This is a genomic window from Marinobacter sp. (genome assembly GCF_041686475.1).
Classification (GTDB): Bacteria; Pseudomonadota; Gammaproteobacteria; order Pseudomonadales; family Oleiphilaceae; genus Marinobacter.
Window position 1 is genome coordinate 3,827 of sequence record NZ_JAWLDU010000016.1, and the last position, 24,731, is coordinate 28,557.

Annotated in this window: 21 protein-coding genes; 8 read left to right on the top strand and 13 right to left on the bottom strand. The window is 58.0% G+C overall.

Features of this window, described 5'->3' with window-relative positions; genetic code table 11:
- Positions 1-165 precede the first annotated feature (165 nt).
- A complete protein-coding gene (locus ACESMB_RS05635; RefSeq protein WP_372971089.1) occupies positions 166-1,410 on the top strand; it encodes a methyltransferase in 1,245 nt (414 codons plus the stop codon).
- Positions 1,411-1,413: 3 nt separating this feature from the next.
- On the opposite strand, the gene ACESMB_RS05640 is transcribed toward ACESMB_RS05635, so the two are convergent.
- The 3 genes from ACESMB_RS05640 to ACESMB_RS05650 form a co-directional block, all read right to left on the bottom strand.
- Positions 1,414-1,896: a hypothetical protein gene (locus ACESMB_RS05640; protein ID WP_372971090.1), complete on the bottom strand. Its 483-nt coding sequence runs from the start codon at positions 1,894-1,896 to the stop codon at positions 1,414-1,416.
- A 105-nt stretch (positions 1,897-2,001) separates the two neighbouring features.
- Positions 2,002-3,201 carry an OmpA family protein gene (locus ACESMB_RS05645; RefSeq protein WP_372971091.1) on the bottom strand — a complete coding sequence of 400 codons (1,200 nt, stop codon included), beginning with the start codon at positions 3,199-3,201 and terminating at the stop codon, positions 2,002-2,004.
- A 147-nt stretch (positions 3,202-3,348) separates the two neighbouring features.
- On the bottom strand, positions 3,349-5,679 hold the full coding sequence (locus tag ACESMB_RS05650) for an ATP-dependent helicase (RefSeq protein ID WP_372971092.1): 2,331 nt from the start codon (positions 5,677-5,679) through the stop codon (positions 3,349-3,351).
- Positions 5,680-5,866: 187 nt separating this feature from the next.
- On the opposite strand from ACESMB_RS05650, the gene ACESMB_RS05655 reads away from it, so the two are divergent.
- Positions 5,867-6,247: a DUF2237 family protein gene (locus tag ACESMB_RS05655; protein ID WP_372925459.1), complete on the top strand. Its 381-nt coding sequence runs from the start codon at positions 5,867-5,869 to the stop codon at positions 6,245-6,247.
- 19 nt (positions 6,248-6,266) lie between these two features.
- Positions 6,267-8,402, top strand: a complete 2,136-nt coding sequence (locus tag ACESMB_RS05660; RefSeq protein WP_372971093.1) for a tRNA(Met) cytidine acetyltransferase TmcA — start codon at positions 6,267-6,269, stop codon at positions 8,400-8,402.
- 10 nt (positions 8,403-8,412) lie between these two features.
- Here ACESMB_RS05660 and ACESMB_RS05665 read toward each other — a convergent pair whose 3' ends face one another.
- A complete protein-coding gene (locus ACESMB_RS05665; RefSeq protein ID WP_372971094.1) occupies positions 8,413-9,528 on the bottom strand; it encodes an enoyl-CoA hydratase/isomerase family protein in 1,116 nt (371 codons plus the stop codon).
- A 168-nt stretch (positions 9,529-9,696) separates the two neighbouring features.
- Here ACESMB_RS05665 and ACESMB_RS05670 point away from each other — a divergent pair, with 168 nt between their 5' ends.
- Positions 9,697-10,032: a c-type cytochrome gene (locus ACESMB_RS05670; protein WP_372925462.1), complete on the top strand. Its 336-nt coding sequence runs from the start codon at positions 9,697-9,699 to the stop codon at positions 10,030-10,032.
- Between the two features lie 45 nt (positions 10,033-10,077).
- Here ACESMB_RS05670 and ppnN read toward each other — a convergent pair whose 3' ends face one another.
- The gene (ppnN, locus tag ACESMB_RS05675; RefSeq protein ID WP_372925463.1) at positions 10,078-11,460 is read right to left on the bottom strand and encodes a nucleotide 5'-monophosphate nucleosidase PpnN; all 1,383 of its coding nucleotides are present in this window, start codon (positions 11,458-11,460) and stop codon (positions 10,078-10,080) included.
- 162 nt (positions 11,461-11,622) lie between these two features.
- Between ppnN and thiI the strand changes: the two genes are divergently transcribed.
- Entirely contained in the window at positions 11,623-13,077 is a 1,455-nt protein-coding gene (gene thiI / locus ACESMB_RS05680) for a tRNA uracil 4-sulfurtransferase ThiI (protein WP_372971095.1), read from the top strand.
- A 15-nt stretch (positions 13,078-13,092) separates the two neighbouring features.
- Here the strand turns inward: thiI and ACESMB_RS05685 are convergent, their stop codons facing one another.
- Entirely contained in the window at positions 13,093-14,106 is a 1,014-nt protein-coding gene (locus tag ACESMB_RS05685) for a histone deacetylase family protein (protein WP_372925465.1), read from the bottom strand.
- A 160-nt stretch (positions 14,107-14,266) separates the two neighbouring features.
- Here ACESMB_RS05685 and ACESMB_RS05690 point away from each other — a divergent pair, with 160 nt between their 5' ends.
- On the top strand, positions 14,267-15,721 hold the full coding sequence (locus tag ACESMB_RS05690; protein WP_372925466.1) for an NAD-dependent succinate-semialdehyde dehydrogenase: 1,455 nt from the start codon (positions 14,267-14,269) through the stop codon (positions 15,719-15,721).
- 46 nt (positions 15,722-15,767) lie between these two features.
- On the opposite strand, the gene ACESMB_RS05695 is transcribed toward ACESMB_RS05690, so the two are convergent.
- Genes ACESMB_RS05695 through ACESMB_RS05720 form a run of 6 tightly spaced genes read right to left on the bottom strand, consistent with a single transcriptional unit; the run spans position 15,768 to position 21,604 of the window.
- Positions 15,768-16,034 (bottom strand): amphi-Trp domain-containing protein, encoded by a 267-nt coding sequence (locus ACESMB_RS05695; protein ID WP_372925467.1) that lies wholly within the window; start codon positions 16,032-16,034, stop codon positions 15,768-15,770.
- A complete protein-coding gene (locus ACESMB_RS05700; protein WP_372925468.1) occupies positions 16,035-17,366 on the bottom strand; it encodes a metallophosphoesterase in 1,332 nt (443 codons plus the stop codon).
- 12 nt (positions 17,367-17,378) lie between these two features.
- The gene (locus ACESMB_RS05705; RefSeq protein ID WP_372925469.1) at positions 17,379-18,059 is read right to left on the bottom strand and encodes a histidine phosphatase family protein; all 681 of its coding nucleotides are present in this window, start codon (positions 18,057-18,059) and stop codon (positions 17,379-17,381) included.
- The gene (locus ACESMB_RS05710; protein WP_372925470.1) at positions 18,059-19,150 is read right to left on the bottom strand and encodes an HprK-related kinase B; all 1,092 of its coding nucleotides are present in this window, start codon (positions 19,148-19,150) and stop codon (positions 18,059-18,061) included. Before ACESMB_RS05710 ends, ACESMB_RS05705 begins: the two co-directional genes overlap by 1 nt.
- Positions 19,147-20,043 carry a GAK system ATP-grasp enzyme gene (locus ACESMB_RS05715; protein ID WP_372925471.1) on the bottom strand — a complete coding sequence of 299 codons (897 nt, stop codon included), beginning with the start codon at positions 20,041-20,043 and terminating at the stop codon, positions 19,147-19,149. The genes ACESMB_RS05710 and ACESMB_RS05715 overlap by 4 nt, the downstream gene beginning before the upstream one ends.
- Positions 20,036-21,604 (bottom strand): phosphotransferase family protein, encoded by a 1,569-nt coding sequence (locus ACESMB_RS05720; RefSeq protein ID WP_372925472.1) that lies wholly within the window; start codon positions 21,602-21,604, stop codon positions 20,036-20,038. Before ACESMB_RS05720 ends, ACESMB_RS05715 begins: the two co-directional genes overlap by 8 nt.
- 219 nt (positions 21,605-21,823) lie before the next feature.
- On the opposite strand from ACESMB_RS05720, the gene ACESMB_RS05725 reads away from it, so the two are divergent.
- Complete coding sequence (locus tag ACESMB_RS05725) at positions 21,824-22,066, top strand: hypothetical protein (RefSeq protein WP_372925473.1); 243 nt, start codon at positions 21,824-21,826, stop codon at positions 22,064-22,066.
- An 18-nt stretch (positions 22,067-22,084) separates the two neighbouring features.
- Here ACESMB_RS05725 and ACESMB_RS05730 read toward each other — a convergent pair whose 3' ends face one another.
- Entirely contained in the window at positions 22,085-22,291 is a 207-nt protein-coding gene (locus tag ACESMB_RS05730) for a hypothetical protein (protein ID WP_372925474.1), read from the bottom strand.
- A 37-nt stretch (positions 22,292-22,328) separates the two neighbouring features.
- Here ACESMB_RS05730 and uvrD point away from each other — a divergent pair, with 37 nt between their 5' ends.
- Positions 22,329-24,494 carry a DNA helicase II gene (gene uvrD, locus ACESMB_RS05735; protein ID WP_372925475.1) on the top strand — a complete coding sequence of 722 codons (2,166 nt, stop codon included), beginning with the start codon at positions 22,329-22,331 and terminating at the stop codon, positions 24,492-24,494.
- The last annotated feature ends 237 nt before the right edge of the window (positions 24,495-24,731 follow it).

The following is a 24,731-nucleotide window of genomic DNA, read 5'->3' on the forward strand; positions in this document are numbered from 1 at the left end:
ACAGTGCCAGTTCGTCGTTGGACAGACCCCGGTCTTCGCGGCCGAATACCAGTGCGGCAGTGGCTACCGAGGCACCCTTGCGGGCCATGATATCCCGCAACTACGCGGGCGGCTGCCCCCACGTTTTCGGGAACCTTGGGTTCAACAAGTACAAAGGCCAGTTGCATGACGTTACCTCCGGTGGCGAGTTTACACCACGGCGCTGAATCTTTTTACCAGCGTTGGCAGCAGTTGAACGACTGGCTGGTGCAGCACCGTGAGTTATGGCAACCGGCGCCGTTTGCCGATCCGAATCCTGCCTGGACCCATAAGTGGCCGGCGCTGGCGGATCGGGTGGCAAACTTCTCTGACAGCGACTGCCAACTGCTGGATGACGACCCCGGCGTGCTTGCCGGATTGGCGGCGAGGGAGTTGCCGTCGCTGCAGCGGTTTGAGGAGTTGACCGGTGTGCCGTCGCTGTCATCTGAACAGGCCGGGCGGTGCACCCTTGCGGAAATCCGGGCCACAGATATGCCGGGCCGGAAGAGGCTGCAGTCCGGGGCTTTCGCGTCCGCTATCGAGCCGCTGAGGCACGATGTGCTGGACTGGTGTTGCGGCAAGGGGCACCTGGCCAGAACCCTGGCACCTTTGTGCGATGGCAGTATTTCAGGGTTCGAGCGGAACCCTGCGCTGGTGGACGACGGCAATCGCCTGGCCGGAAAGTTCGGTGATCCGGTTAGCCTGCTTTGCCAGGATGTGATGGACGACAGGCTGGTGCTGCCGGCAGCCAGCCACGGCGTTGCCCTGCACGCCTGCGGTGACCTTCATCGGCGGTTGATGCGCCGGGGTGTCGACGATGGCCTGCCACGGCTGAGTTTCTCGCCCTGCTGTTACCACCTGATGGATGCGCCGGACTACCAGCCTCTTTCCCGGCGGGCCGGGGACTGGCGGGGCAGGCTGGAACTGGGCCGCAACGACCTGCGACTGGCGGTGCAGGAAACCGTTACCGCCCCGGAAAGGGTGCGACAGCAGACCCGTCAGATCGGTCGCTGGCGGCAGGGGTTCGATGGTCTGCAACGACACCTGCGGGGCGTGGATGACTATCTGCCAGTACCTTCTCACCCGGCTGCACTTTTGAGGTGTGATTTCGCGGGGTTCTGTCGCTGGGCGGCAGCCAGGAAAGCCCTGGCGTTGCCGGAGGAAACCGATTTCGACCACTGGGAAGGCCATGGTGAACGGCGACTGCAGGAAGTTCGTCGCCACGAGCTGGTGCGTCACCTGTTCCGTCGGCCCCTGGAGCTCTGGCTGGTGCTGGACTACGCGTTATTCCTGGAGGAACGGGGTTATGACGTTCGGCTGGGCACTTTCTGTCAGCGACAACTGACGCCACGCAACCTGCTGATCGATGCGGTAAGAACGGCCGGGCACTGATTCTCAGGGTTTACGGTAGACCACCTCTTCCACGCAGCCGTCGCGGAAGTACACGTAGGTCAGTTCGTACAGATTGCCGTAGTATCTGGTCTGGTAGACCCAGGTTTCCTGGGGCGTGGGATAGGTTTCCGGCGGCCGGCCAAAGGCTTTGCGAACATGCTCTTTGGTCATGCCTTTAACCACCTGCTCCCGCACCAGATACCGCCTCAGGTCAGTGGAGTTGATAAAGCGGCAAGTGTCCTCGGCTTCTTCTTTCCCGGGCTCGCCGGATTGGTCATCGGCCTCTTCAGGTTCAGGCTCTGCAGGCAGGTTCTGGCCAAAGCTGCCGCCGATCCGGTTGTCACGGACCGTTATTCTCTCGGAGTCATCCCCGCAGGGCTGGTCGGAAAAGTGGGTTTCGCTGCCGGCGTCACAGCGATAGACCTGGCTCCAGGCAACACCAGGTACGCCCAGCATGAGAACAACGATAAACGCGATCTGCTTCACAGCGTTCTCCACTTTCCTGAAGGCCGCTATTCATGCGCCGGACATGAAAAAGGCGCCCGCAGGCGCCTTCTGATGTGGTTGATTTGAAAAACTCAACCTCGACGCCTAGCGGCTGACCTGAATGCGTGCTTCAACCCGACGGTTCTCGGCACGGCCCGCTGCAGTGTCGTTGCTGGCAATTGGCTTGGATTCACCGTAACCAACCGCTTCCACACGATCTTCGCTGATGCCCAGGGCATCGGTCAGGCGGGTGGCAACGGCTTCGGCGCGACGTTGTGACAGCATGCGGTTGTATTCAGCTTCGCCTATGCTGTCGCTGTGACCGCCAATTTCCACGGCAGTTTCCGGGTTTTCGCGCATGAAGTCGGCAACACGACGGATCTCATCGTCGTAGGAACCACCGATAACAGAGCTGTCGGTGGGGAACTGAACGTTGAGTTCGATGGTTTCAACTGTTTCGGTAACGCCCTCGCAACCGGTATCGTCCACCTCAGCGCCGGCGGCAGTGTCAGGGCACTGGTCCTGGCTATCAACAACGCCATCGTTGTCGCTGTCCAGCTCACATCCGCGGTTGTCTACGCTGGCACCTGCGGGCGTATTCGGGCATTGGTCCTTGCTGTTGGCAACGCCGTCGCCGTCGTCATCACGCTCGCAACCATTGTTACCAACGCTGGCGCCGGCAGGGGTGTCCGGGCACTGATCACGGCTGTCCGGCACGCCGTCATTGTCGGCATCTTCTGGCTCCGGGCTGGACTCCGATACGGTGCGACTGAAGGCAAAGCTCAGGCCCAGGGTTGCCTGGGTGTCGAAGGTGCTTTCATCGATGCCGTGGAATTCACGCAGCTCGGCACGGATCGAAATACCGTCACTGACATTGTAGCGAAAACCAGCGCCCACGTTGACGCGGGTTTCTTCGTGATCGGAACCGGCAGTCTGCCTCGCCAGAACGTCGTCACCGAAGTCTGCGTGGCCTGCACCGGCTGATACATAGGGATTCCAGGCCTGATCCTGTCCGGCAAAGTAATAGATGCCATCCAGGCGATATTCATTGAAGTCGCTGTTGCCGTCCACGTACTTGCGGTCAGCATCGGCATTGGAGTAGACCGCTTCAACAGCCCAGTTGGGGTGAAAGCGGAACTCCGCGCCCAGGCCAAAAGTGGCGGTTTCACTCAGGTCGCGTTTGTCGTCAAACAGTTGAAAACCGACGAAGGGATTCAGGTAGATGGTCTGTTCGCGATCTGCAAGGGCTGGCGTGGCAAGGGATGCAGCTAGGGCCGCAATGGTCAGTGGGCGCATGATCTTCATGCAGAACCTCCAGTTCGATTATCGTTGTTGGGAAAAATCCTGTTTCATTCTCTCGTAAAGCACTGTTAACACGTACTTACGTGAAATTTACTTCACAGGATTGGAAAAAACAAAGATTGATTGCGAATGACAGATCGGCAATTGGACTCAGGTCTCTTCATGAAGCCTTGTGAAATACAGGTGGGCGCTTTTCTTGCTGAAATTCAGGGTGTCACCGTTATCGAACCGGACTTCAAAGGAACTGTCGTCCTCGCCGACGACGGATCCGGCACCGAAAATAGCGTGGCTGAGTCGGGCTTTTGCCCACAGCGGGGCTGTCTGGTCATCGGGGTCTTGGCAGCTACCGTTCAGGGTCACGCCCTCCCGGGTGGCGTACCGGGTACCGGTGGCCGTCACCGGTGCAGTGGTTGTCAGTGAAGGTTCTGCATCCGCACTGCGGTTATCCAGCCATTGTCCGAATTCCCGCGACAGTGGAAAACAGAGCTCGTCCACAAACCGGCTGGGGCCCTGGTCGCCGTCCAGGTGGCGTTTTTCGGCGAAGGGGCGGGTGATCAGGTGAAGCTGTTCGCGGGTGCGGGTCATCGCCACATAAAGCAGCCGCCGTTCACTTTCCAGGAAGGCTTTCGGATCGTCCTGGGTCCGTGGGCTGTAGGGCAGGTACTTCTCCTGTAGTCCGGGCAGGATAACGGTCGACCATTCCAGCCCCTTGGTGCGGTGGATCGTCGACAGCAGGGCGCCGCCCCGGCGATTTTCTCCGGCCTGTTTCTTCAGGGCCTTCAGATGGTCGAGAGCCCCGTCGATGTCTGTATCCAGCCCGGCGAGGTACAGTCGGAAGCCGCGCACGGTCTCGATGCGTTCGTCGGCGGTTTCGTGGGTCAGTGCCAGGCTGCGGATTCCCTCGTACAATTCGGTTTCATCGGCATAGCGGCCAATCAGATCCGCTACCGAGCCCCTGAAGTTGTCCAGCTGGGCCAATATTTCCCCAAGCTTTCGCAATTTCCTGGCGGCCATGGGCGCCAGGGCATCGAAGTCCATGGCCAGCAGCCGTTCGTGCCAGCCCGCTCCGAATCCGGCCAGGAAACCCGCCAGTTGTTCCAGCTCCGGTTCTTTCAGGCCAACGTGGGGAAACCGCAGCAGTTGCCGGGCGATGTCCAGTCGGTCGTCATCGGGCAGGTTGCGGATACGGCCGGACACCACCATAAGCAGGCTGGTAATAGCCTGGACCTCGCGACTGAACAGGGCGCCCTTGCCAGCGTCGATACGGTAGGGCACCTGCCTTGCCAGTAGCTTCAGTTCAATGGGCACGCTCTGGCTCCATACCCGGAAGAGAATGGCCGTGTTGCCGAGAGCCTGATCGTCCATGGGCTGGAGCAGTTCGAGCACGATCTCGCTGTCGTTTTCCTGCTGATGCAGAAAGATCCCGGTTCGCGGCGTCGACGGATGGGAGTGACATAGAACATCCTTGCGACCGGTGTTGTGGCAGATCAGGTGATTGGCAAGCAGCGCTACCCGGTGGCCATAGCGAAAGGTGTAGCTCAGGGTCTGCTCCAATGGGCTCTCGAATTCCTCGCTGAAGCGCCTGAGGATAAAGTCCGGCTTGGCGCCGCGGAATTCGTAGATGGTCTGGTCCGGGTCGCCCACCACGGTAACCCGCGCCCGGTCCCCTGCAACGTATCTCAGCAGCAGGTGCTGTATCTCGTTGGTGTCCTGGTACTCGTCCACCAGAATCAGATCCATCTTGTTGCCCACGAGGCGTTGCAAAGGCGGGTTCTGGTGAATCGCCATGACCGGCTCGTAGAGCATGTCGGCATAGCTGATGCGGCTCTGTGACTTGCGCCATTGTTCAAAGCTGTGAAACAGGTCGATCAGGTAACGGTGCTTGTCGGAGTAACCCAGTTCTTCGTATACGATCTCTGCTGGCGACAGGGTGGTTTTTACCAGATCAATGAAGTTGACTGCGGTTTCCACAAAGTCTTTCTTGTTGCGGCGGATTTCATCCGCCAGATCCTGGGGGGCCAGCCGCCTGGTGAGTTGCCAGGCCTGGTAGCTGACTTCCTGGTCGGTCAGGATCCTGTCGGAAAACCCGGGCAGGAAGCCTTCCCGTACAAACCTTTTGTAAAGCCGCAGGCCCATAGCGTGGTAGGTGCGTATTTCCGGTAGTGCGAGCCCGGTATTACGGTTGACATCCTGCAGCTTGCGCTCGAAATCCACCCTCGCGCTGCGGTTGAACATCAGTACCAGCATGCGATTCGGGTCGTGCCCCTGTTCCAGCAGGTAGCGTATGCGCCATGCCAGGGTTGATGTTTTACCACTGCCGGCAACGGCCGTAATCACCACATGCTCGAAGCCGGCGGTGATGATGGCCCGCTGCTCGTCGGTGAGGTAGTCAGGCAGATTGGAAACTTCAGGTATTTGGGGTGCGGTAGACATGGTGTGTATTGTACCCGGCGGCTGGTAGTGCAGATAGCGGTGTCGCATAATCCTGATAACTTATGCTTTTTTGCTTGCACAGATTGACCGCAAGCCGGGTGCAGGAGTATTTGGCTAGCCGCTTCCAAAACACGCTCGAGCAGATCCCTGTGGCGCCTGAACTCCGCCATCCATGGCTCCGCCAGTTTTGGAAGCGGCTACCCAAATCCTCCCTCCTACCAAGGAGAATGATGTTATGGCAACAACTGCTGAACCGGTGAATGTACTGGGTGAAAAGCTGGAAGTGTGTGGTACTGATCCGGAAACCGGATTTTATCGGGACGGGTGCTGTAACACCGGTCCGGATGATCTTGGGGTCCATGTCGTCTGTGCCGTAGTCACGGATGAGTTTCTGGAGTTTTCCAGAGCCAAGGGCAATGACCTCAGTACGCCGCGGCCAGAGTTTGGTTTCCCGGGATTGAAGGAAGGAGACTCCTGGTGTTTGTGTGCATCCCGCTGGCAGGAGGCGTTCGAGGCTGATTGTGCGCCCCGGGTAAAACTTCGGGCCACGCATCGTTCGGCGTTGAAGTATTCGAAGCTGGAAGATCTCAAACACCATTCCATGGATCTGAGCTGAGCCCATTGTGGATCGATCCGTGAACAACAGACCTGATCTGAGTGGTTGGCTGAACCTGCAGGGTAACTTGCGGGCAGCCGGGCACCGGCGGCTGGTTGTGCTGGAAGGTGATCGTGACGCGTCCCTGGCGTGGCTGGGTTCTCTGCTACCGGAACTGTCGATAAAGCCCGGGGTCTGGACCGGACCGGCTGACGACATACCCGCATCCTCCCTGACAGCGATCAAACCGGTCGACGGACGCCGCTGGCTGGGGCAGGAGCTGGCCTGTGTGGTGTGGGATGGCTGGAATGGAAATCCGCCGGACAGCTTTGCGGCCTTATCGGGAACGCTGTCGGCGGGCGGACTGTTTTTCTGGCTGATGCCGGAATTGGGACAGTGGCGCAGTTTCGCGGATCCGGATTACCGGCGTACCGGTCTGGACGGGGCTGCGGAACATCCTTTTGCTGCCCGGCTGGCGGGTATTGTGGCTGACGATACCGGCGTGATCCGCGTTAATCCGGCGGTCAATCCGCAGCCGGACCTGCCAGCAGTTGTTTCTCCGCCCGTGGCTTTTCAGGTGGGCACTACGGAAGATCAGAATGCGCTGGTGGAAGACGTTGTCCGAACCGGGCAGGGGCGGCGCCGACGGCCGCTGGTGGTGACTGCTGACCGGGGACGGGGAAAGTCTGCGGCGCTGGGGATGGCGGCGGCCCGGTTGCTGTCAGAAGGACGGCAAAGGGTGGTGGTGACGGCTCCGGAGCCGGCTGCCGTGAAAACGCTTTTTCACCATGCCCGCCTGGCTGCCGGTCAGGCATGTGCCACAGCGACGGCTTCAGACGCTGTTGCGGTGGGTGATCAGGGCCAGCTGCAGTATTGGCCACTTGATCGCCTGCTTGCCGAAAGGCCGGAGGCGGAAGTGGTGATGGTAGATGAAGCCGCTGCGATCCCGGCAGACCTTTTAAAGCAGATGTTGCTGGGCTGGCCCCGGGTGATTTTTTCCACCACCGTTCATGGCTATGAAGGTTCAGGCCGTGGGTTTGCCATTCGTTTCCGTTCAGTGCTGGATACTGAAACACCTCATTGGCGCAATGCATCACTCACTGCACCGATCCGGTGGGCGGCATCCGATCCACTGGAACCGCTGACGCGGCAGATGTTTCTGCTGGACGCGCAGGCGCCTCCGCTGGAGGCCGGTGGCTCGGGCGTCGTGGTTGAGCGCTGGAACCCAGCTACCGCCACGGATGAGGAACTGAACGAAGCGTTTGGTCTGCTGGTGGACGCCCATTACCGCACATCGCCCGGGGACCTGCGCCAGTGGATGGATGACCCCGCTGCCGTGAGTTGGCGCCTGACCTGCGATGGCGTACTGACGGGTATCCTGTGGGCAACGGTGGAAGGCGGCCTGGATCCGGAGCTGGCAGCGCAGGTAATGCTGGGGAAGCGCCGTTTGCGGGGGCATCTGCTGCCCCAGTCCCTGGCAACCCACAGCGGTTTTGCCGAGGCGGCGGGCCAGTACCTGCTACGGGTGGTCCGGGTCGCCGTAAATGGGGATATACGCCACCGCGGGCTGGGGCAGAAGCTGGTGAATGCTGCGCAGGAGCACGCCCGCAGCCAGGGGCTGGATGGTATCGGCACCAGTTTCGGTGGCAATGCCGGGTTGGTCACTTTCTGGCAGCGCTGTGGGCTGGAACCTGTGCGCCTGGGCCTCAAGCGCGAAGCCAGCAGTGGTGAGTATCCGCTGCAGATGCTCCGTGGCGTTTCTGAGCGGGGAAAAGCACTGACCCGCCACTTACGCAGCCGTCTTGCCGAGCACTGGCTTACCCTGGTGCCCCTGAAATGGGCGGAGGTGGAGCCAGGGCTGATTCTTCAACTAACCGGCAGCCTGCCAGCTGTCAGTTCCATCGGTAGTGATGACCTCCGGGACCTGAACAGCTTTGCCGAGGGGTATCGGGGGTATGACCTGACACTTCCGGTATTGAAGAAACTTGCCATACAGGCCGGTGTGGTTGATCTGGTTACGGCCAGCAGTCAGGCGTCCCTGTGGACGAGAGCCGTCATTCAGGGCTGGCCCTGGAGCCGGTTGCAACGGGCAGGAGACTGCCGGGGCCGGGAGCCGGGAGAATCGGCGTTACGACTTCTGGCAGGTGATTTTTTGCAAAACCGGCCAGACTTGTGACCAGCTCGATTTAAATTGCCCGGTCAGTCCAGGTCATGGGGTCGTTGCTGTCGTCCAGTTCGGGCAGGAAGTGCTGTTCTACAATACTTTCAGGCACCTCTGCCACGCTCTTGAAAGACCATTGAGGAGCGTTGTCCTTTTCGATCAGCCGGGCCCGGATCCCTTCCCGTAAATCTGGTCGCCGGGTACACTCGATTGCCATCGCCAGTTCCATCCGGAAGGTGTCCTTCAGCGACATCTGCTGTGCTTTCTTGAGCTGGGTCCACACCAGCCAGGCTGTTACCGGGCAGCCTCCCCGAAGATTGTTGATACAGGCTTGCCACCAGTCACTGTCGATCTCGGCGGACAACAGTTTCTCCACAACATCGGGCAACTCCTCACCCGCACTGAGTCTGGCGATGCTCTGCTCATGGCGGGCAAGCTCGCTCTCTGGCAGTGCCCGGTAATCCGGATGCTCGAGCTGTTTGATCAGGCGGAACAGACGGTTGTCGTTGGCAGCGGCTTCGTCGGTCCAGCGCTCGTCCTGCAAGCGGGCAATCAGTGAATCTGCCTGCTCTGGCAGCACGGCCATATCGGCCAGGCCCACCCGTAACGCATCTGAGGCATTCAGCCGGGCGCCAGTAAGTCCCATGAACAGTCCGAGGCGTCCTGGCAGGCGGTTGAGGAACCAGCTGGCGCCTACGTCGGGGAACAGGCCGATGGTGATTTCCGGCATCGCCATCCTGATATCGGGCGTGATCAGTCGATAGCGGGAGGCGGAGAGAATGCCCATGCCACCACCCATGACAGCGCCGTGGGCGATAGTGATGACGGGTTTGGGAAAACAGTGAATGGTGTAATCCATGCGATACTCGCGGGCGAAATAGTCCGCAGCGGCAGAGTGATCGTCAGGCTCCGACAGTGCTCCATAGAGCTGGCGAATATCACCTCCGGCACAGAATGCGCGCTCGCCGGCGCCCCGGAAGACAATCATGGCGATATGACTGGCTTCCGTCCACTGATCCAGAGTAGTCTGGATTTCATCAATCATTGAGCCCGACAGAGCATTCAGGCTGCCGGGGGCGTCCAGGGTGATCTGGCCAATGAAGCCTTCCCGGCACTCAAATTCCTGAACCTGAATGGGCATGTTCTCTTCTCCGCTGAAAACCCTGGCGTGAATGGCGTGTTACTTCGTTCCCGCGCCGGGTGCATTGATTTATCGCATTTGTGCTTTGTACGGTCTGTGCTATAAGTCTGACCAGATTTCACCCTTCAGATAGCTGTCGGGTTCCAAAACGATGAGAGGGTAAAACCAATGAATCTTAAATGCCACACCATTGCTGTCCTGTTTGCTCTGGGCTCGGCTGTTCCTGCTGTTGCAACGGCTGCTGATGCCGAGGCGGGCAAGGCCAAGGCGGCTGTCTGTGCTGCCTGTCATGGCAAGAATGGCATTGCCGCCATCCCCGGTTACCCCAATCTGGCAGGACAGAACGAGCAGTACCTCGTTTCCTCGCTCAAGGCCTACAAAAACAAGCAACGCAGTGGTGGCCAGGCTGCGATCATGCAGGGCCAGGCTACTGGCCTGAGTGACGAGGATATTGCCAACCTGGCAGCCTATTACTCGAGCCTGCCGGCTGATGGTGGCAAGTAAGCGCCATCAACCGCAATTAAACGGTCGTCAACAGTAAGTGGCAGACTAGGCTGCTCCGCTGACGATCCGGTAGCTGGGTTCGTAGGCACTCGAACCCGGCAGCTTCATCCGGTTCTGTGTCACGAACTCCTTCAGCATGGCTTCCAGTGGCGCCAGTAACGCCGGGTCTCCGGCAATCTCGAAGGGACCACGCTCCTGAACCTGGCGTATACCACTTTCCTTCACGTTGCCGGCGACGATACCGCTGAACGCCTTGCGCAGGTTGGCGGCAATCAGGTGGGCTGGCTGATCACGGTGCAGTTCAAGGGCCCGCATACTTGCATGGGTGGGTTCGAATGGTAGCTGGAATACCGGATCAATCTTCAGCATCCAGTTGAAATAATAGGCGTCCTGCATGGCACGGCGGAAGGTCTCCACATCTTTCATGCCCTGCTTCATAGTGCGCGCAACCTTGTCCGGATCGTCAATGATGATCTCGTATTTGCTGGCGGCCTCTTCTCCCAGTGAGTTGCGGATAAACTGGTCGATCATCTCGAAATATTCGGCGTTTTCCGGCTGTCCGGTAAAGACCACCGGGAACGGCAGGTCCGCATTGTCCGGATGCAGGAGAATGCCCAACAGATACAGGATTTCCTCTGCGGTGCCTACGCCACCCGGGAAGACAATCACGCCATGGCCGGTTCTGACGAACGCTTCCAGGCGTTTTTCGATATCCGGCATGATCACCAGCTCGTTAACGATGGGATTCGGAGCTTCCGCACCGATGATGCCGGGTTCTGTCAGGCCAATATAACGACCGTTTTTCACCCGCTGCTTGGCATGGCCGATGGTCGCGCCTTTCATCGGGCCTTTCATCGCGCCGGGGCCGCAACCGGTGCAGATGCTGAGCGCCCGCAGACCAAGTTGATGGCCCACTTCCTTGCTGTACTGGTATTCACGCTCATTGATCGAATGGCCACCCCAGCACACCACCAGGTCCGGGTGGCGGCCAGCCTGCAGCACCCGGGCATTGCGCAGTATGTGGAAAATCAGGTTGGTAATGCCTTCCGGGTTGTCTCTGCGCAACCCGGACGCTGATTGAGGGATGGAATAGGAATAAATAATATCCCGCAATACCGAAAACAGATGTTCCCGGATAGCGCGCAGCATCTGTCCGTCCACAAAGGCGTGGGCCGGCGCATTGACCAGCTCCAGTTTGAGGCCCCGGGGCTGGGGCACCAGGCGAACGTCAAAATCCGCATGGGCTTCCATCAGGGTTTTACAGTCATCGGTTTCAACGCCGGTGTTGAGCACGGCCAGCGCGCATTGCCGGAACAGCCGGTAGAGGCCGCCTTCGCTTTTGTCCTTGAGGCGATTGACTTCAAACGTGGACAGGATTTCCAGGCTGCCCTCGGGGGAGACCAGGGCATTGATGGTGGACTCGGTCATGAACGGTGAAACTCCTGAATGTTCCGCTGACACCCTTTAACCACGATGGTACCTTTTGTCTGATTATAACCAGCTTCGGGAATGCCTGATTTTGAGGCATACAATGAAACCGTTACACTAAGCACTTTGATGTGATTACGCTACCCGACAGACGTCCGATTTATGAAACTTCTTATCCGTCCCGCTCCCGAAGTCGCCATCAAGAGCAAGCCGGTTCGCCGGAAGCAGATGCGGCACCTGCGCCAGAATATCCGTAAGCTGCTTTCACGTCTTGATAGCGACATCCATGTAGAGGGTTCCTGGGACAGAGTGGATGCAGAGATTCCCGATGGTCGTGGCCTCGTGGGCCCTGTTATCGAAGAGCTCCGGCGTATCCCGGGTATTTCCACCATCCAGGAAATCGATGTCTTGCCCTGGGTGAGTACCGATGATGTGGCAGAAAAAGCGGTGGCAGCGTTCGCTGAACGCATCAGGGGCAAAACCTTTGCGGTGCGGGTGCGCCGCCACGGAGATCATTCATTCCGGTCCATAGACCTGGAGCGCCTCGTCGGCACGGCGCTTTTTGAAGCCTCGGCGCCAAAAGCTGTTGACCTGGGCAAGCCCGACGTCGAGGTGCGTATTGAAGTCCAGGATCGGGATTATCATATTGCCCACCGCAAACATCGCGGTGCCGGTGGTTATCCGCTGGGAGCCGTGGAAACCGTGATGACGCTGATCTCCGGTGGTTATGATTCTTCGGTAGCGGCCTACCTGATGATGCGCCGGGGGCTGCGGTCCCACTTCCTGTTTTTCCGGTTGGGTGGTCCTGCCCATGAGGTTGGTGTCCGCCAGGTGGTCCATTATCTCTGGGACCGCTACGGCGCCTCTCACGGTGCCAAGTTTATTTCCGTGCCTTTTGAGGGGGTGGTGGAGGAAATCATGCGCTCGGTCAACCAGCGCCACTGGGGTGTGGTGCTTAAACGCCAGATGCTGAAGGCGGCTTCGGAGATTGCCGCCGTCAACAACGCTTCCGGCCTGGTCACCGGCGACGCCGTGGCGCAGGTTTCCAGCCAGACCCTGTCAAACCTCAACGTGGTGGACCGGGCCAGTGATGAAGTGATGTTGCGTCCGTTGATCTCAATGGACAAGGAAGCCATCATCAGAATCGCGCGGGAAATTGGCACCGAGCCCTTCGCCCGGAACATGCCCGAGTATTGTGGTGTGATTTCCCGCAAGCCGGCAACGCGGGCCAGGCTTCATCGGGTTGAGAAAGATGAAGCAAATATGGATGCGCAGGTGCTGGAGCAGGCCATTGCGAGCCGCCAGGACACGCCAGTCAACCGTCTGCTGGAAAGCACTCAGACCCCGGAGGAAGTGGAGCTGGTGCACACACCGGATATGAATGATGTGATCATCGATGTTCGCCATCCATCGGAAGGCGAACAGTCACCGCTGCATCTGGCCAGCAACCGGGTGGTGGAGATTCCTTTCTACGAGCTGGGTGAACGAATCCAGAGACTCCCGGCCGACAGGCAGTACCTGCTGTACTGCGACCGCGGCACCATGAGCCGGATGCATGCCTGCAACCTGATAGCCGAGGGCCACACCAACATCAAGGTGTACGCCCCCGCGCATTGATAGCCAGACGGGAAATTACCCCTCCAGCCCCTTGAAGAACTGCTGCACGTTCTCACTGAGGGTTTCCAGATCATAGCCGCCTTCCTGCACAACCAGTGTTGGCAGGCCGGTCTGGCGGATATGGGTTGCCAGACGGCAGAAGCCTTCCGAGGATACCGACACTTTGGCTTGCGGATCGTTGTGATAGATGTCAAACCCGAGTGGCAGTATCAGCGCGTCTGGCTGGAACAGGCGAACGGCTGCCAGTGCCTCCTCCAGCCGGGCGAAGAAGTCATCCTCCGAGGAGCCATGGGGCATGGGCAGATTGATGTTGTAGCCAAGGCCTTCGCCCTCACCGCGCTCATCCTCATAACCACTGACCACCGGGTAGAAGTTGGTGGGGTCGCCGTGGATAGAGATATAAAGAACGTCGCTGCGGTCGTAGAAGATTTCCTGGATACCCTGGCCGTGGTGCATGTCGGTATCGAGTATCGCAATCCGCGGAAAGCGGGACTTCATATGTTCTGCAGCAATGGCGGCATTATTGAGGTAGCAGAAACCGCCGGCAGCATCCTTGCGGGCGTGGTGCCCGGGTGGGCGACAAACGGCATAGGCGGTGCGTTCGCCGGCGATCAGCGCATCGGCAGCGCCCAGAGCGGTCTGGGCGGACCAGTACGCAGCATCCCAGGTATTGGCTCCAATGGGGCAGCTGCCGTCGGCCTGGTAGCGGGCGGCCTCGGCAAGAATGCCCTTGAGCGCGTTGGGTGAGCGCACAAAGATGTTGGAAATCACTTCGTCGCCCCAGTCTTCCATTTGCGACCAGCGGCGGTGGGCTGATTCCAGGAAACGCAGATAGCTCAGGTCGTGGACTTTTGAAATCGCCCCGGCGCCCTGGTCTGCCGGCTGCAGCACCGGAATGCCCATAGCTTTCAGCCCCTCCAGCATTTGCCCGGTGCGATCCGGGACTTCCTGAGGTTGGCGCATCTGGCCGCGGGTAAAGTAGGTCTTGGGTAGATGCTGATCCTGTGAGGGATGAAAAAACGCCTTCATGTTCCGGCCTCCTGATGATGACATTGCTCGAGTATAGGCGTCCGCAGGTGCTGGTCAAAACACCTTTGTCTGACTTTACAGTAGCGGTTTCTGCATCCACTATGAGAGACATATCACACTGACGCAAACACGAATTTATACAATATTGAAAGGAGCCGAGATGATCGAGTCACCACTGCTTCCCAAGCTGACTGGCTATGTCGGCGGGCGCTGGACTGAATCCACTGATGGTAACACCTTTGATGTCTACAACCCGGCCACGGGTAAGGTGGTTGCCAGTGTGGCGTCAATGTCGGAGAGCGAGGTGAATAACGCCGTTGATGCGGGTAAATCTGCCCTTCGCCTGACCACTCCGTACACCATTGAAACCCGGCGGAAGTGGCTGGAGGATATCCGCGACGCGCTCAAAGCCAATAAAGAGGAAGTAGGCCGTATCCTGTGTATGGAACACGGCAAACCTCTCAAGGAAGCCCAGGGCGAAGTGGACTACGCGGCTGGCTTTTTCGATTACTGCTCCAAACATATCCAGGCGCTGGATGCCCACACGCTGACAGAAAAGCCCAAGGACTGTACCTGGACCGTGCACTATCGCCCCATCGGCGTTGCTGGCCTGATTACGCCCTGGAACTTTCCCATTGGCATGATCGCCAAGAAACTGTCGGCCGCGCTGGCTGCGGGCTGTCCCTCGGTGATCAAACCAGCTAGCGAAACACCCCTTACAATGATTGCCCTGTTCTCCCTGATGGACAAGCATGTGGACCTGCCCGATGGCATGGTCAATCTGGTAATGGGTAAGGCCAGCGTGATTGGCAAGGTGCTGTGCGAGAGCCCTGACGTGCCCATGCTCAGTTTCACCGGTTCCACGGAAGTGGGCCGCAAGCTGATCCTCGACACGGCGGACCAAGTGAAAAAGCTGGCTCTTGAGCTGGGCGGCAACGCGCCGTACATCGTCTTTGACGATGCTGACCTGGACGCGGCTGCCGATAACCTGATTGCCAACAAGTTCCGTGGCGGCGGCCAGACCTGTGTCTGCGCCAACCGGATTTTTGTCCACGAGAAGGTGGTGGAAGAGTTCGGACAGAAGCTGGCGGATCGTGTAAACCGCATGACCGTGGGCGATGGCCTGACCGAAGACGTCGATCTTGGCCCGCTGATCAACAGGGCCGGCTTCGACAAGGTCAGACGCCACGTAGAGGATGCGCTTGAGAAAGGTGGCGAACTGGTGGCCGGCAAGAAACCGGCAGATCTGGGCGACGGACATCTGTTCTTCCCGCCAACGGTTATTTCCGGCATCACCCCGGATATGTGCTGCTCCCGCGAGGAAACCTTCGGCCCGCTGGTGCCGATGGCCACCTTCCGCAGTGAAGAGGAGGTGATCGAAGCCGGTAACGACACCGAGTTCGGTCTTGCCTCTTATGTGTTCACTGCTGACGCAGAACGCGCCCAGCGTGTGGCCGCCGGGCTACGCTTCGGCCATTGCGGCTGGAATACCGGTACCGGTCCCACGCCGGAAGCGCCATTCGGTGGCATGAAAGCCTCCGGTATTGGTCGCGAGGGCGGCCTGGAAGGCCTTTTCGAATTTGTTGAAGCCCAGACCGTGCCGCGCGGGTTTTAACGCCCGCCTGTCAGGTCGCCTTCTTCAGAGAGAACAACGCCAGAGATCATGTTCTGATCTTTGGCGGCTTATCGTAAACCGTCTTTTGCTGTGTACGCCATTTGAGTTTTACTTCGACTTCCTGTTTGTCTCCTTCGTCACTTGCCCGAACGGAAACCTCAAGCAGGTTATTCGGGGATAGCAAAATTTCCCCCTCACTTTCCTGAAATTCCAGTTGCCCTTTCTTGACGGCTTTCCCCAGAGCTTCCAGCAGTTCCTTGGTGGCGTTTCGATCCAGCAGTGAGTCGTGGCTGAACTTTGTTTTTGATTTCATTTATTGAGCTCCTGGCAGTTTGCCCCTGAGGCCTGGTCTGAATACTTTTGCTTTCGGGTGATCGCAACTGATACCGATGATGCCGCGTTTCTTATCGATCAGAGTGACACCCACACCGTAACCCGCTAACCCCTCCTTTTCTCTGGAATGAGCATCCAGTGTTATATCCGCCTCGATGTGCAGAAGGCCGTTTTTCAGGGTGATTCTTTGTCCATGGTGTTGATTGATATGGCCATGCACCAGCACGTGAATACCGGCTTTTTTCGTGGCTTTGGTACCTCGTCTTGTCAGCGGAAGGTCCGCGTCGCGGTATTTTGTCCTGAAGGTGTTGGCCAGTGGGCTATAGTAGAAGTGAAAGAGGTTTTGGCTCATCAGGTTTTTCTTGAAGGCCCTGTTTGCGTATTTGATGCCTCGTTTGGCAATGAGCTCTGCCATGTTGTCATCCAGGCCCGCGTGCAGGAACAGGAAAGACCCGTCCTGTCGAACCAGCTGCATTTTCTTGAAAAACCAGTAAAACTCGCCCGAAGGCTTCAGGAAAAGAGCGCGACATACCATCGCGGCAGCATAAACCTGTTGCAGCGTCAGGTTCGCGTTGGCGCAGTGCAGCTCAAAGCTCTCGATTTTTGACGCCATCTTGGACAGTTCCCGGTCGATCCCCTCGGCGGTCAGGAAGCCGGCTGAGTAAAACGGGAAGTTTTCGAACCAGTCATCATCAGGAAACAGCGCCGTCCGACATTCCTCTTCCGAGGGCAGCCCGTTTTGCCAGCGGGAATTGGCGAGGTATTGTTCGAACACCTCTTTAAAAAGGGGAACCACTTTTCTGCCCATACGAACAAACAGGTGTTGGCTGCCAATATCGTTTTCCCGTCTTAGGGAAAGCAGCCCCATTAGAAGGCGGAGGTCGTGATTTCCGGCCAGCAGAGTCACCTTTGCCTTGAGACGGTAAAGGTGCGCCAGGCTTCTGAGCATTGAAAGGTTGCTGGGGCCTTTGTCCAGACAGTCACCACCGACGATAATTTCGGCTTTTTTGCCAAACCTGGTCAAAACGAATTCGCCCTGGTGAGGGCCGTGTCTCTCGGCGACGCCAGCAGCGACCAGGGATGCCTCAAAGGCTTCGGCATCCGCGTGAGGGTCAGAAAGGAAAACGATCGGTGCCTTGGGCCAGGTAAAATCTTTTTTTCGGGAGCGCTTCGCAAAGGTGCCAAGGACATTCTCGTGATTCACGGAGGTCGAATCCTCAGGCCATGACTCCCATTCCGTTGGCAACCTGGCCAGAATCTCATGGTGAAACTCCTGGGCTTTTACACTGGGGATAAAACTCTGTTCCGCCATGCTGTGCTCCCCCTAATCAATCGGGTCTTTGGATTGGCGTGGTTTCCAGTGCCCGAATAGCTGGGCCCATGCTTCCGCCCGTGCCTCGAAAACAACCGGGTGACCGTAGAACATGCTCAGTCTCTGGATATCGTCGAACTTGATGATGTCGAGGCAATAGCAGGCATGACGTATGGATGCACCGTGCCCGACGATGAGTCGAACCTGCTTGTCAGCCGGTGAATGAAGGCAATGCCTCAGATGCGATGCCACCCTCTCGCCGGCCTCCAACAGTGACTCTGCGCCGTCAAACGGCAGCCTGAAATCACTGGTGGATTTCCATTTTGGTGGCAGGCTTTCCAGCCGTGGGTCCAGCTCCACAATACGTTCAATCTCAGCGACCGTGAGATTGGCCAGCGCACCCACACTGCGTTCACAGAGGGCCGCGAAACTCAGGCATTTGGGCGGCCCTGCAAAAAGCTCTGAAAGCTCCTCGCGAAACAGTTCCGCCGTCTGCCAGGCCCGCAACAGTGTTGAGCAATGTACTTCGGGATCCAGCCTGTAACCTGATTCCGTCAGCCAGTCGCCGAATTGCCGGGCCCGTGAGCGGACTTCTGCCTCACCTTTAGCGGTCAGCGGGTAGGGTTGCAGGGCGCTGGGCGTGTTGGGCAGTTGCCGGTAAGCGCCGTGCCGGATCAGGGCGATGGCGGACATCACAGAAGCCCCTTTTCAGAAAAGCACTCGATGGCCCGATCGAAATCTACCCTGCCGGACAGCCGCCACACCTGAACGCCGGTAAGGTGCTCTGCATAGATTGCTGCGGATGCTGTTTTCTCGCCGGGGAAGCTGCCGTCCACCGCCTGGAAAAACGGTCCCGGACTTTTCCGCAGGCCATCAAGGGCTTCTGGCTTGGCCTTGATATCTACTCTGCTCAGCTGTGTCGGTTCTGGTACGTTCAGGGACCAGTCGAGCAACACCAGATTGCATAGCTGTCCGGAAAGTTCGACCTTATCAGGGCCATACATCTGGTCGATTCGCACGTCGTACTTTTGCTCGACGTTCCAGAGCTCGGCTGGCGGCATTGTTGCGAACCGGTGCCGCTCGGATTCGGGCAGGATCGGGCAAAGGCGTTCAGAATGGAGCAATGTGCCCGGGTTTACCCGTGGGTGCTTGGCAACACCCAGTACATGAACCTGATCCTCTACCGGCCGGAACAGAATGCGGTCGTTGGACAAGAAGCAGGTGCCGTCGCTCTCGAGGGCCTTCAACATCAGCGTGGATTTTCCGCCCCCGGAACTGGCGGCAATGGCGGTGGTAGCACCATTGAAGGTAAACGCCGAGGCGTGCCCCAACAGATAGTCCAGGCGTTGATGGTGGTTCAGAAATTGATTGTTGATGAAGTTAATCACCTGGGAGCTGTTGGCCTGCAGATTGCCAAAAACCGCAGGCGCCTTCAAAGACTGAAGCATCACCATGCCCGTCCGTACTTTGTGTATCCACCGGCCGTCTGGCACATCCATACAGGCCTCTTTCAGGCCGAGATGGCTTACCTTGGCCCTCTCGACAGGCGTCCAGCAGGTGTTGCTGGTATCAATAGGGCGGCTCAGCAGGTACACCGTCAGATTTGCCGGCCTGGCCCCGGCCGGACCACTGGCCAGGCCGGAGTAGTAGTCATTCAGGGTGTCCAGTATTTGCGGGTTGTCTGACAGTAACCGGAAATCGAAGCTGTCGAACCCGAGTCGAAGCTCAAACGAGCAGTCCGACCGGGCGCTTTCAATCTGGTCAGAGTTGAGAGGGTCAATCATAGGTCTGCATCCAGCTCTTGAAGAACATGAGCGCACAGCTTTTCTGCGGCATCAATACCACAGCCTTTCAATGCACCGCTGAACCCACCAAACGCGGATACCTCAAAGACCACGGGACCTTCATCGGTTAAAGCGATGTCGACGGTGGTAAAGCTCAGGTCGAAGCAGGACTGGGCTTTTCTGCCCAGCTCGATCAGTTCAGGGCTGGCGTCGTAGGCCTGGTATTTGCCGCCGCTGTGAATGGTGGTGTTCCAGGCGCCTTCTTCGCCGACGCGTGCGTAGGTGCAGAGGTAGTCGCCGCCCAGGAACACCATGCCCAGGTCCTGTCCACCGAGATTCACGAACCTCTGCAGATAGAACAGGCCGTGTGCCTCTGCAAAACAGATCAGTTTGTGCCGGTTCACCGAAGGATCATCCGCGGCATTCAGGATCTCCATCCCACGGGCTTTCGTGGAGTAAAGGGGCTTCAGAATGGCTTTGCCAAAGTCTCTCACAATGGCCATCGCCGCCTCTGTGTTTTCCGTGACTCTCGTCAGCGGCAGGGGGATTCCAGCCCTGGCAAGTGCCGAGGTGCCCTCCAGGCGGTTGATCAGCCGGCTCACCTGACCAGGGGCGCTGAAGCAGCGCACGCCATCGGCCTGAAGGCAGGTCAGCATGCGTATCCGGTCGTCGGCGGCGGGCGAATAGACTTCACTGATTTTCTTGATGACAACACCGTCCAGGTCATTCAGCACCCGACCTTTGTACAGCAGCCGCCCGGACTCCAGTTCCAGCACAACTTCGTGCATGTCAACGACGCATCGAAACCCGGTCATTTTTTCCAGGCGATCGGCCAGTACCTCAGTGGACCACTTGCCGGGCGTTCCGATGACCGCCACCTGTTTGTTACTCACTGAATATCTCCTCCAGGGGCAGTTGGTATTTTTCGAGTCTTTCCGGATTCGTCAGGGTTACAGCTTCCAGCAGGTAGCATGCCCTTAACGCCAGCTTCCGCGCAAAGCCCGTGTCATAGATAAAGCGCGTGGATGTCGCGAACGATCGCGCCAGGGCGATAGCTAACCTTGCGTCAAAGCCAGTGTCTTTCTGGGCTTTGGCAAACCGGTGGGCGAAACGGTAGAGAACTTTGATCAGCTTCATAAGCTCTGCCCTTGAGTCCCTGTCCATGATAGGCAATCGATAGATGGAAACCATCAGTACCGATATGTCCTGCAGGTAGTCTGAATAGGAGGCCCGGTGCAAGTCGATGAAATAGAGGCGATCCTGGACTTCATGATAAATAAGATTGTCTACATTGAAGTCTCCATGGATCAGCACGCAGAAAGGTACTGCGATACGACTTTCCAGCTCCTGGGCCTTGAGGGTGAGCTCCGCAAAGTCAGGGCGCTTCAGCCCACAGATTGTCTGGTTTTGGCCGAATAGATCGGCGTGGGTTTTCAGTGTTTCCGGCATGCGGCTGCTGAGCTGGTGCATGTATCCGGGTTCTGCGTATTCCCGTGTCCAGGATGTTTTCCAGATCTTGCGAAGGGTTTTGCCCAGTTTGTCAAGAAGCAGCCCTGCCTTGTCCCACTGGCTGTTCAGCAATAATGACTCCAGGGTACGGCCGGGTAAATGCTCGATCACCATTGAGCCAATGTCCGCTTCCTGTTCAACGCTGTGGGAAATCACTGATGGGGCGACCTTGGGGTATACCTTCTTCCAGGCGTCGACACCGGAAATTTCCTCCAGCACCTTCTTCACCTGCCCCTCTTTGTAGACGGCCATCACTTCTCTGGATTCATCGTGTTCGGCTCGTAATGCGGCAATGGTACTGCCGCTGCGGGTCAGTGCCAGGCGTTCCACTCCAAAAGAGCCTTTTTCGGGGATAAAAGAATGAGCGGCGGCTCTGAGCTGCTTGTAGTTCTGCAATCGTATTGCAGGTCCGAAGTTGGCGGCCAGGAGCGCATCAGCGATGTCCGTCAGTATCTGCGTCATTCGTTTGAGCTGAAAATGCAGCACTTGGGATGCCCGGTCCTCTGGTGTATCAGTACGTTCTTCGTCGAGTCCGTCTTGTAGATCGGCCAATACCCTGGTGGCCCGACGGCCTAACTTCAGCCCCTGGCGGGTATTAGCATCTTCGGGGTTAATAACCACCAGGGCCAGAGACTTTCGGATGCGGCGGATAAGCTTTGCGTAGTCTTTAAATCGCTTTTCCGGAGCTTGTTGCAGGCTCTCGATCTGGGTGAAGTCGATGCACGCCTGCCCGAGATAATCAAGCCGTCGCGCGACGCGCTCAATGGCTTTCGATTGCTGAAATACCGGGCCATCAATTTTGCGCCGGTGAACCTGTAATGCGACGGCGAGTTCCACCTTTTCACACAGGGTTTTCCGATAGCCTTTTCGGTTGACCAGTCGATGTGCAGTGGCTTCGCTGGGTCGTGTTACGTAAACTTCAGCCAGCTCACAGTGAGTTTCCACCTCAAATCTCAGAAAATAAAGGTGCTCAAGAATGGATGCGTTAATAATCTGCTTTACCCCGAAACCGATTTTGAATGATGAGTGATTCCCAGATCGAGTACTCTGAGCCGTTTTATCGCGCTTGAAGTTGCATTTTCATGACAAGTATCTAGAGGCGTATGGCCAAAAAACGTTATCCGATGATAAGCCTAAATCTGCCACGAGGGTATCCTGGCCCGAATGTTCTGCGGCTGGCCCGATATCGCAAGGCGCCTGATCCTGACGGGCGGCTATCTGATTCATAACCGATCCCTGGACCCGATTGCCTTCCTGTTCGGGCAGTTGATAAAGACCCGGGGCGTGGTCAGAACCACAACGGATGCGGATCTGCAGTTGGAAGTTGAACTCGAGAATGGTCGCAGAATCGTTGGCCAGCATGGTGGCGAATCTGTTGCCCAAAGGCGTTACCAAAGCCCTGAATAAGAATCCAGCGCCAAGGGTTTATATTCCCAGTTGCTGACTCTGCCGCAAGAAGGTGTGGTGAAAATCACTGATCAGATGGGAATTCAGATCATTGATGTGGATCTTGGTGCGGATAATCCGGACTAGAGTCGTTACGACGATCATAAACTGGTTGAGGCTCTTCTTGCGCTCACCTGATGACACTCGCAGCGCCCGGCTGAATGCCCTGTTATAATGTTGCTTCATTTCGTTCCAAATTTACCCGGCCACAGCGGTTTTGCCCATGGATGTCTCCCCGATAATTGACCCACTCAACGACGCCCAGCGCGAGGCCGTTACGGCCCAGAATGACCACCTGCTGGTGCTGGCCGGAGCGGGCAGTGGCAAGACCCGGGTGCTGGTTCACCGGATTGCCTGGCTGATGCAGGTGGATAAAGTGCCACCTACGGGCATCCTCGCGGTGACCTTCACCAACAAGGCCGCGAAGGAAATGCGTTATCGCATCGAGCAGATGATGAACATACCTGCGCGCGGCCTCTGGTTTGGTACTTTTCACGGCATTGCCCACCGATTGTTGCGGGCGCATTATCAGGATGCCGGCCTGCCGGAGAATTTCCAGGTGCTGGACAGCGATGATCAACTGCGCCTGATCAAGCGGGTGATGCGTGAGCTGCAGATCGACGAAAGCCGCTGGCCACCGAAACAGGCTCAGTGGTTCATCAACGGCCAGAAAGACGAAGGGTTACGGGCGGAACATATCCAGGAGAACCCCGGCGATCATTTCACCTCCACCATGCTGACGGTATATCGCCAGTACGAGAAGCTCTGCAACCTGAGCGGGCTGGTGGATTTTGGCGAGCTGTTGCTGCGTTCCCACGAGCTGTGGCTGCACCGCCCGGAACTGTTGAGCCATTACCAGAGCCGGTTCCAGCAGATCCTCGTGGACGAGTTCCAGGACACCAACGCCATCCAGTATGCATGGCTACAGATTCTGGCGGGAAACCGTGTACCCATGACGGTGGTGGGGGACGATGACCAGTCGATTTATGGCTGGCGGGGCGCCAAGGTTGAAAATATCCAGCAGTACCAGCGGGACTTCCCCAACGCCCGACTGGTGCGGCTGGAGCAGAACTATCGCTCCACCCAGCTGATCCTGAAAGCGGCCAACGCTGTGATCACCAACAACCAGGGCCGGCTGGGCAAGGAACTGTGGACCGATGGCCCCGATGGCGAGCCCATCAGCCTTTACGCCGCGTTCAATGAGCAGGACGAGGCCAACTACATCGCCGACACCATCAGTAGCTGGGTCAGCGAAGGTAATCTGCGTAGTGAGTCCGCCATCCTTTACCGTTCCAACGCCCAGTCGCGGGTGCTGGAAGAATCCCTGATCCGCCAGGGTATTCCTTACCGGGTCTACGGTGGCCTGAGATTCTACGACCGCCAGGAAATCCGCAACGCCATTGCCTACCTGCGCCTGGTGCACTACCGCCGGGATGATGCAGCGTTTGAGCGGGTAGTGAACATCCCGGCGCGGGGAATCGGCGCCAAGAGCCTGGCGGATATGCGGGCCTATGCCACTGAACAAAGCATCTCCCTCTGGGAGTCTGCTGAACGTCTGCTGGAAGCTGGCCAGGTCAAGGGCCGTGCCAAGACCGGCCTGCAAACCTTCATGGGCATTATCCAGAGCCTGACAGAGATGGTGGACGACGCCAGCCTGCACGGGCTGATGAAGAAAACCCTGGAGCTGAGCGGCCTGCGGGATTACCACGCCAACGAAAAGGGCGAGAAAGGCCAGGCGCGTGCAGAAAACCTGGATGAACTGGTCAACGCCCTGTCTGACTTCGAAGCCGAGGAGGGCGTTGATCCGCTGTCGGAGTTCATTGCCCAGGCCGCGCTGGATGCCGGTGAAGCACAGGCCGAAGCCAACGAAGACTGTGTGCAGCTGATGACCCTGCACTCCGCCAAGGGTCTGGAGTTCCCGCTGGTATTCCTCGCAGGCGTGGAGGAGGGGCTGTTTCCCCACAGCATGTCACTGGAAGAACCGGGGCGAATGGAAGAAGAGCGCCGCCTGGCCTACGTGGGCATCACCCGCGCCATGAAAAAGCTGGTGCTCACTTACGCCGAATCCCGCCGCCTGTACGGCCAGGAAAAATTCCACGCCCTGTCCCGCTTCGTCCGCGAAATCCCCGGAGATTGCATCCAGGAAGTACGCCTGCGCAACACCGTCAGCCGCCCGGCCATGGTTTCCCGGCCCAATGAAAGCCTGTTTGATTCAGCCCCCATGGAAGAGGCCGGTTTCAGCCTCGGGCAGCGGGTGCGCCACCCCAAGTTTGGTGAGGGCATCGTGATGAACAGCGAGGGCAGTGGTCACCATACCCGGGTGCAGGTGAACTTTGATGAGGGTGCGAAATGGCTGGTTCTTGCCTATGCGCCCCTGGAGGCCTGCTGAGGTTTTTTCCGAGGTTTGGGCAGGTATCGGGAAGACTCTTCCAAAACTGTGCGGAGCCATGGATGGCGGAGCTCAAGTGCCACATGGATGTGCCGCAGGAGCGTGTTTTGGAAGAGTCTTCCCGATACCTGTTTCCATCAAACTTCAGACTCAAAGCCAGCCCTTGCGCTTGAAGTACCAGTAAGGCGCAAACCCGGCGGATACCATCAGCACGATCGCCCCCGGATAACCCAATAG